This window comes from Erwinia sp. B116, assembly GCF_002865965.1.
Lineage (GTDB): Bacteria > Pseudomonadota > Gammaproteobacteria > Enterobacterales > Enterobacteriaceae > Erwinia.
The window spans coordinates 26,653-33,202 of sequence record NZ_JRZZ01000039.1; the positions used below are offsets into that span (position 1 = coordinate 26,653).

5 protein-coding genes, 1 tRNA gene and 1 pseudogene are annotated in these 6,550 nt (G+C 58.9%); 2 read left to right on the plus strand and 5 right to left on the minus strand.

Annotation, left to right across the window (positions count from 1 at the left end):
* Positions 1-6: 6 nt before the first annotated feature.
* Positions 7-825 (plus strand): AraC family transcriptional regulator, encoded by an 819-nt coding sequence (locus NV64_RS19265; protein ID WP_101506586.1) that lies wholly within the window; start codon positions 7-9, stop codon positions 823-825.
* A 50-nt stretch (positions 826-875) separates the two neighbouring features.
* Here the strand turns inward: NV64_RS19265 and NV64_RS19270 are convergent, their stop codons facing one another.
* From NV64_RS19270 to NV64_RS19280, 3 genes are all read right to left on the minus strand, one after another.
* On the minus strand, positions 876-1,613 hold the full coding sequence (locus tag NV64_RS19270; protein ID WP_101506587.1) for a phosphatase: 738 nt from the start codon (positions 1,611-1,613) through the stop codon (positions 876-878).
* Positions 1,614-1,654: 41 nt separating this feature from the next.
* On the minus strand, positions 1,655-2,593 hold the full coding sequence (gene ghrA / locus NV64_RS19275) for a glyoxylate/hydroxypyruvate reductase GhrA (RefSeq protein WP_101506588.1): 939 nt from the start codon (positions 2,591-2,593) through the stop codon (positions 1,655-1,657).
* A gap of 86 nt (positions 2,594-2,679) precedes the next feature.
* Positions 2,680-4,146, minus strand: a complete 1,467-nt coding sequence (locus NV64_RS19280) for a peptide MFS transporter (RefSeq protein ID WP_056234133.1) — start codon at positions 4,144-4,146, stop codon at positions 2,680-2,682.
* 230 nt (positions 4,147-4,376) lie between these two features.
* Between NV64_RS19280 and NV64_RS19285 the strand changes: the two genes are divergently transcribed.
* A tRNA-Ser gene (locus NV64_RS19285) sits at positions 4,377-4,464 on the plus strand.
* A gap of 119 nt (positions 4,465-4,583) precedes the next feature.
* Here NV64_RS19285 and NV64_RS24215 read toward each other — a convergent pair.
* A pseudogene (locus NV64_RS24215) lies at positions 4,584-5,533 on the minus strand (IS630 family transposase); the annotation flags it as partial.
* A gap of 24 nt (positions 5,534-5,557) precedes the next feature.
* Positions 5,558-6,550, minus strand: a 993-nt coding sequence (locus tag NV64_RS19295; RefSeq protein ID WP_233209044.1) for an IS630 family transposase, incomplete at its 5' end; no start/stop codon positions are given.

Consider the following 6,550-nt stretch of genomic DNA (forward strand, 5'->3'; position numbering starts at 1 on the left):
AAAAACATGATTGAAAGTCTGAATATGCCACAAAGATATGACCGGTTGGCCGCTTTCCTGCAAGCCTTCCCACTGCGCGTGGAGCATTGCGATTCGACTGCTTCGGCGAACCTGTTTATCATCGATACCCGTGGCACAGGCGAACCGAGCCATCTGCTCTACCGTGCCAAATCGTCAGGCGGTTTGCCCGTCGGGGCAACGTTATGCGCCGCCGCCAGGGTTGATTTTGGCGGCAGCGCTAATCCCCTGGTCGGTGCATTGCCCGATGAACTGTGCTTTCCCATGGACGAGATGCCGCAATTACGTAGCCTGGCAGAGCTCATCGTTGCGGAGAACGACGTGGCCCGTTGCGGTGGCAGTACAGTGCAGACACGCCTGTCTGAAGTCGTTGTGGTATTGGCCATTCGGCGAGCCATCGCGAGGGGAACCGATGATGCGGGTTTATTAGCGGGGCTTGCCCACCCTTTACTGCATATGAGCCTTGGCGCTATGCACGATGATCCGGCGCGGAAGTGGCAGATCGCCGATCTCTCCGCTATCGCGGGAATATCCCGTGCGCAGTTTATTGAAGTCTTCAAGAAAACCGTCGGAGAACCACCCGGTGCGTATTTGACCCGCTGGCGTTTAGCCCTGGGGAGAGCCCATTTGCGATCCGGACGAAGCGTCAAATCAGCCGCGGCGAGGGTTGGCTTTGGCAGTGCCGAGGCTTTTTCTCGCGCCTTCAGGCGCAAATTCGGCTACGCACCGGGCAAGTGTAAACCACACGGAGATAATGACGAAGTCAGCAATCGGACAACAGCCATCTCAAATCCCAGTTGCGGATAAGCGCAGCGGCCCCTGCATACCCAGCGGCCGCTGCCCTGTTTAACATCCACTTAGAATTCCGCAAACTCCGCAATCTTCTTGCCCGTACGCATTTCCAGGAAGTCCAGCAGCCGCCGTGGCGTGACGTTGAGCACCCGATCCTGCGGGAAGTCGACCTCCTGCATAATGCGCAGGCAGTGGTCGAACTGGCCGAGGGTAAAGGCGGTGTGGGAATCGGAGCCCAGCGCGATGCGCCCGCCGGCGTCGCGCACCGCTTCCGCCACTTTGCGGCAGTTTGGTTCGCTGCCCTTGCGTGAGGTGGTGAACGAGGAGTTGTTCAGCTCCAGCGCCACGTCGTACTTCGCCGCCGCTTCCGCTACCGCGCGGATGTCGATCGGGTAGTTCGGGTTGCCGGGGTGGCTGATAATGTGCACCAGCCCGCCGGCCATCGCGGCGATCATCGCTTCGGTGTGGGTGGCCTCGTCCTGCGGCGGGAACACCGGCTCGTGGAAGCCGGCAACGATAATATCGATCGAGCCGAGCATCGGGCCGCTGCAGTCGATCTCGCCCTGCAGGTTTTTGATGTTGGCTTCAATCCCGCGCAGCACGCCGATGCCGTCAATCACGCGCGGCCAGATTTTCATATTAACGAAGTGCCAGTAGTGCGGCGCGTCGGCCATATCCGGGCCGTGATCGGTAATCGCCAGCAGCTTAACGCCGCAGGTCTGCGCCTGCAGCACGTAGTCGCGCAGCGTGCTGTAGGCATGGGTGCTGGCAACGGTATGCATATGTAAATCGACCGGGTACATGTTATCTCCTTTCTGCGGGGCGCTCGCCGCCCCGCCTGCTGTTAGTAGCCGCGGCTCAGATCGACGCGGCCGGACGGCATCTCACCTTGTTCCTGCAACAGAATCGAACGCGCGATGTAATCGCCAGCTTCCTCTCTTAAGGTTACAGCGGCATTATGCGGCGTGATGGCGATGTCAGGATGGGACCAGAACGCGTGTTCCACCGGCAGCGGCTCGTGGTTAAACACGTCGAGCGCCGCGGCGCTGACCTCGCCGGCCTCCAGCGCGGCCAGCAGATCGGCCTCGACCAGGTGGGCACCGCGTGCCAGGTTAAGCAGGAACGCGCCCGGCTGCAGCTGGCTGAGCAGCGCGCGGTTGATAATGCCGACGGTCTGCGGCGTGTTGGGCAGCAGGTTGATCAGCACCCGGGTGCCGGAGAGGAACTCACCGAGCTGCGCGTCACCGTGGAAGCTGGTCACCCCGTCAATCTGCTTCGGCGAACGGCTCCAGCAGCGCAGCGGGAAGCCCCACGCCTGCAGGCTCTGCGCCACGCTGGCCCCCAGCACCCCGGCCCCGAGCAGGCCGATGGTAAACTCTTCGCGGCGGTGGTTACGTAGGGGGTGCCACAGCGCTTCGCGCTTCTGCTGCTGGTACTCCGGGAACCGGCGGAACCAGCCAAGCACGTGGTACACCGCATACTCCTGCATCTGCAGGCTCATGCCGGTATCTTCCAGCCGGAACAGCGGGATGCCCTCGCCGAGCATATCGGGGTGCTGGCGCAGCTGTTCGAGAATATCATCCACCCCGGCCCCCAGCGCGTAGACGCCGCGCAGGCGGCGGCCTTTTAACATCTCGGGCGGTGGGTTGCGCACCAGGGCATAGTCGGCCGGGCGATCGTCGCCGGGCAGCCACTGGCGCACGCGCGCGCCGGGCAGGCGCTGCTGTAACAGGTCAATCCATTTATCGGCTTTAAAAGAGGGATGGTAAAAAAGGATATCCACGTTTTTTCTCCTGTTTTTTTAACAGGCTCGGTTAAAACGTCGCCGCTGGCAAGGGAAATCTGGGGCAGCGAGCTGCCCCCGACAGGTTATGGCGTTTCGACCTGCTGGATCAGGCGGCGCAGCAGCGGGATCAGCGCCACCAGCACCAGCCCGACCGCGGCGCTGCCCCAGCCGAGCAGGCTGAAGATGTGGCTGTAGCCCGGGTTGGTCAGCAGCGGCGTGCTGCCGCTGTTTTCCGGCATCAGCGCCGAAACGTAGCCGGAGAGCACCGAGGCGACGCCGGTGACCATCATCCAGCAGCCCATCATCACCCCCTGATATTTCGCCGGGGCCAGCCGGCCGATCATCGCGTAGCCGATCGGTGAGATCAGCAGCTCGCCGAGGCTCTGCAGCACGTAGCTGATGACGATCCACTGAAAGGCCACCATGCCGTCACCGCCGGCCAGCGCGATGCCGAGCGGCAGCACCAGCATGCCAAGGCCGATAAAGAACAGCGAGGCGGCAAACTGCAGCGGGATATCAATGCGCCAGCCGCGCTCGCGCAGGTTGCGGAAGCCCAGCGCCAGCAGCGGACCACAGAACACGATCACCAGCGTGTTGATGTTCTGCACCCACTGCGGTGCCACGCGGATGCCCAGCACGTTGAGGTTGATATTGTGTTCGGTAAACAGCATCAGCCCCATCGGGGCCAGCTGGTACAGCGTCCAGAACACCAGCGCCCCCAGCGCCAGCAGCAGATAGGCACTCATGCGGCGCTGCTCGTCACGCGGCCGATGGCGCAGCGTGGTCAGGCACAGCAGCAGGAACACCGCCGCCCCCACCACCAGCACAAAGCCGCCGGTAAAGCCGGCGTGGGTCAGCAGCAGGCGAATCACCGGCACCAGCAGCAGCAGCACCGCCAGCCCGGTCAGCATGCGCCAGCGGTACTGGCGCGGCGTGGCCTGCAGCAGCGGCGTGTCGATATCCGCCAGAATTTTCCAGCACAGCAGCGAGATAACGATCGCCACCACGTTGCCGACGGTGGCAAACAGGAACAGCGCTTCATAGTGCTCGCTGAGCTGAAAATAACCGGCGCCGGTAAAGCCGAGGAAAAAGCCGAGGTTCATGCCGGCGTAGTTCCACAGGAAGGCGCTCTCGCGGCGGTGGTCCTGCGGCGCAAAGCGCTGGGTGAGCATCATATTGATGCAGGTAACGTTGAGGCCGCTGCCGGTAAGGAACATCGCCAGCCCCCAGTAGAGCCCTTCGGCGCTCTGACCGGAGAGCGTCCAGCAGCCGGCCACCTGCAGCACCATCCCCAGCACAAACAGATTGCGGTTGCTGAGAAAACGGCCGCCGAGGTAGCCGCCAAACAGGTGCAGGCCGTAGTTAAAGGCGCCGAACACGCCCATCATGGTGTTGGCCTGCCCTTCGCTGAAGCCGAGGCGTTTGGTGGCGTAGAGCACCAGGCTGGAATAGAGCACCGCAAAGCCGAGCGTTGCAAAGATCTGAATAAAGAACAGCGCGCCGGTTCCGCCCGGCGTCTTAGGTTGGTTAACCGCGTGGGTGCGATCCATCTTTAACCTCGGTATTTTCTGCCACAGTAAACCGGCTATTATGCATCTTTTACCCGCCGGCGCAGGGGGAAATGGCGATTTGCGCACCGTCTCACGTGCAGGTTGCTGGATTAAGCACCAGTGTGGGTTAAAACTGACTAAACGATCGAAATAGCGTGGAAAATCAGTTGACCGGCGCAGTCGTTTTCCCTACATTAGCGCCCGTTGCCACCGCAAGGCGGCAACACTCTGGTGAGGTGTCCGAGAGGCTGAAGGAGCACGCCTGGAAAGTGTGTATACGGCAACGTATCGAGGGTTCGAACCCCTCTCTCACCACCATATTTAAAGAGAAAGTCTGAGCGAAAGCTCAGACTTTTTTTTGGGTTGGACTGTAAGCTAAGACAGTGTTAATTTTCAGCATCAGAAAAATTACAGGAATACCACCTAAGTAGCTGATCCTAAATGCTACACTTTTCCAGACCATGCCCGTCTCCGGGGAGCGTACTAGCTGTTGTCATAAACTGGCGAATCTTTTTCGCAGTTGCCACATGAGGCACTAATGGTTGCGGGTTATGGTCTCCTGCAGCGCCAGCCAGAGCCTTTCAATATGATTTACCCACGGCGAATACACCGGCTGGTGTATCACGATGGACTTCGGTTTGGCCTTCAACCAGCGAAGTGTGTCATGACTTTTATGAATGATATCTTTATCCACGATTAACATGATGGCTTTGGCCCGCCGGTAACGCGCTCTCAGGTGTTTTAGCATGCTGATGAACAATGTGGAGCTTTTACTGCTTCTGGCGACATAGCTTACCCGCCCGGTGCCGCTGTTCAGCGTGCCGGCAAGGTAATATTTATTATTCTGTCCCGGTGTAACAACCCGCTTCTGCTGATCACGCAGTTACAAGTCAGCCTCCGATTTTAGGGTTCAGATGGACAAGCACTACAAATTCATAAAAGACTGGATGTTCTGCGCAACAGAGGGACAGAGCCGCATTTATCGCTGTCAGTTTTTCCTCCCGATGCTGGTCGCGGATACGCAGCCTGGGGCGGCACTGCGCCAGACAAATCTTGGCGAAGGCAACTAGTGGCGCACAGTAGTGGCATGAAACTAAAAACCGGTTATCTAATTGATTTTTATAGTTATTAATTTAGTGATCCAGCGCGATCGGTTATAACCAGAGTTGCCTGACGAGCGTTCCCCACGTCGCTTCAGCAGAGCGCATATCTGTTCAAAGGGGCAGGGTCGTCCGCATTCAAGACCTTCAAAGCCATGAAGTGTGAACGAGTGAATCCAGCGGCCAACTTTAGAACGAGCACAGCAGAGCTTACTGGCCAACACCCTGAGATGCTCGCCCCGGTGCAACATCAGCATAGCGACAAGGCTGCGGACATCGTTTTTGTCGCTAAATAGCTGATCCTAATATCGCTACACTTTGGCCAGACCGTGTTGGCCGCCCGGGAAGGGGCTGACCGTACTCATAAAATGCTTCACCTTTTTGAGCAGTTGCCACATTGAACGGCACTGATGATTGCGGGTGATGGTGTCGTGTAATGCCTGCCACAGCCGTTCAACGTGATTTACCCACGGCGAGTAAACTGGCTGGTAAATGACCCTGAACTTTGGATTTTCCTTCAGCCAGCGCAGCGTTTCACGGCTCTTGTGGATGATGTAGTTATCCACGATAAGCGTGATGCTTTTTACCCGGCGGTAGGTCGCTCTAAGGTGTTTCAGCAGGCTGATAAACAGCACCGAACTTTTGCTGCTGCCACCCACGTAACTGACCTTCCCGGTGCCGCTGTGCAGGGCACCCGCCAGGTAATACTTCTCATTCTGACCGGGCGTGACAACGCGTTTCTGCTGCCCTCGCAGCTGCCAGTCTGCGCCGATTTTTGGGTTGAGGTGGATATCCACTTCATCTTCGTAAAACACCGGGTTTTCCTGGCTGCACTGTGCAAGAGCGGCGTTGATAGAGGCCATTTTTTCTTCCTTATGCGGATCACGGATCCTGAGCGTCGGTGCCGCTCTTCGCCAGACCAGACCGGCCTGGGGAAGCCATCGGCGGACGGTGGACGCATGCAGGTGGCAACCGGTTATCTCTCTGATTTTTATCGCCATCAGTTCAGTACTCCAGCGCGAACGCTGGTAGCCAAAGTCACCCGGCGAGTGCTTCACCAGCTGAAGCAGGAGTGAGCAGATATGCTCAACCGGCCAGCGACGCCCGCGCCCGGGCGGCAGGGATTTCAGGCCGTCGGTGCCATAAAGAGTGAACCAGTTTATCCAGCGCCCCACGGATGAACGGGCGCAGCAGAGCGTTCTGGCAACCTCGCTGACGCTGTCTCCCCGGTCCAGCATCAGCAGGGCCGTGAGCCGTCGGGCGTGGTTTTTGTCACGCGTTTTATGAAGCGTTTTTTGCATCAG

Excerpts from the sequence above, each read along its gene's own strand:
- NV64_RS19280 (WP_056234133.1), bottom strand. The coding sequence starts at position 4,146 with ATGGATCGCACCCACGCGGTTAACCAACCTAAGACGCCGGGCGGAACC.
- NV64_RS19270 (WP_101506587.1), bottom strand. The coding sequence starts at position 1,613 with ATGTACCCGGTCGATTTACATATGCATACCGTTGCCAGCACCCATGCC.
- NV64_RS19265 (WP_101506586.1), top strand. The coding sequence starts at position 7 with ATGATTGAAAGTCTGAATATGCCACAAAGATATGACCGGTTGGCCGCT.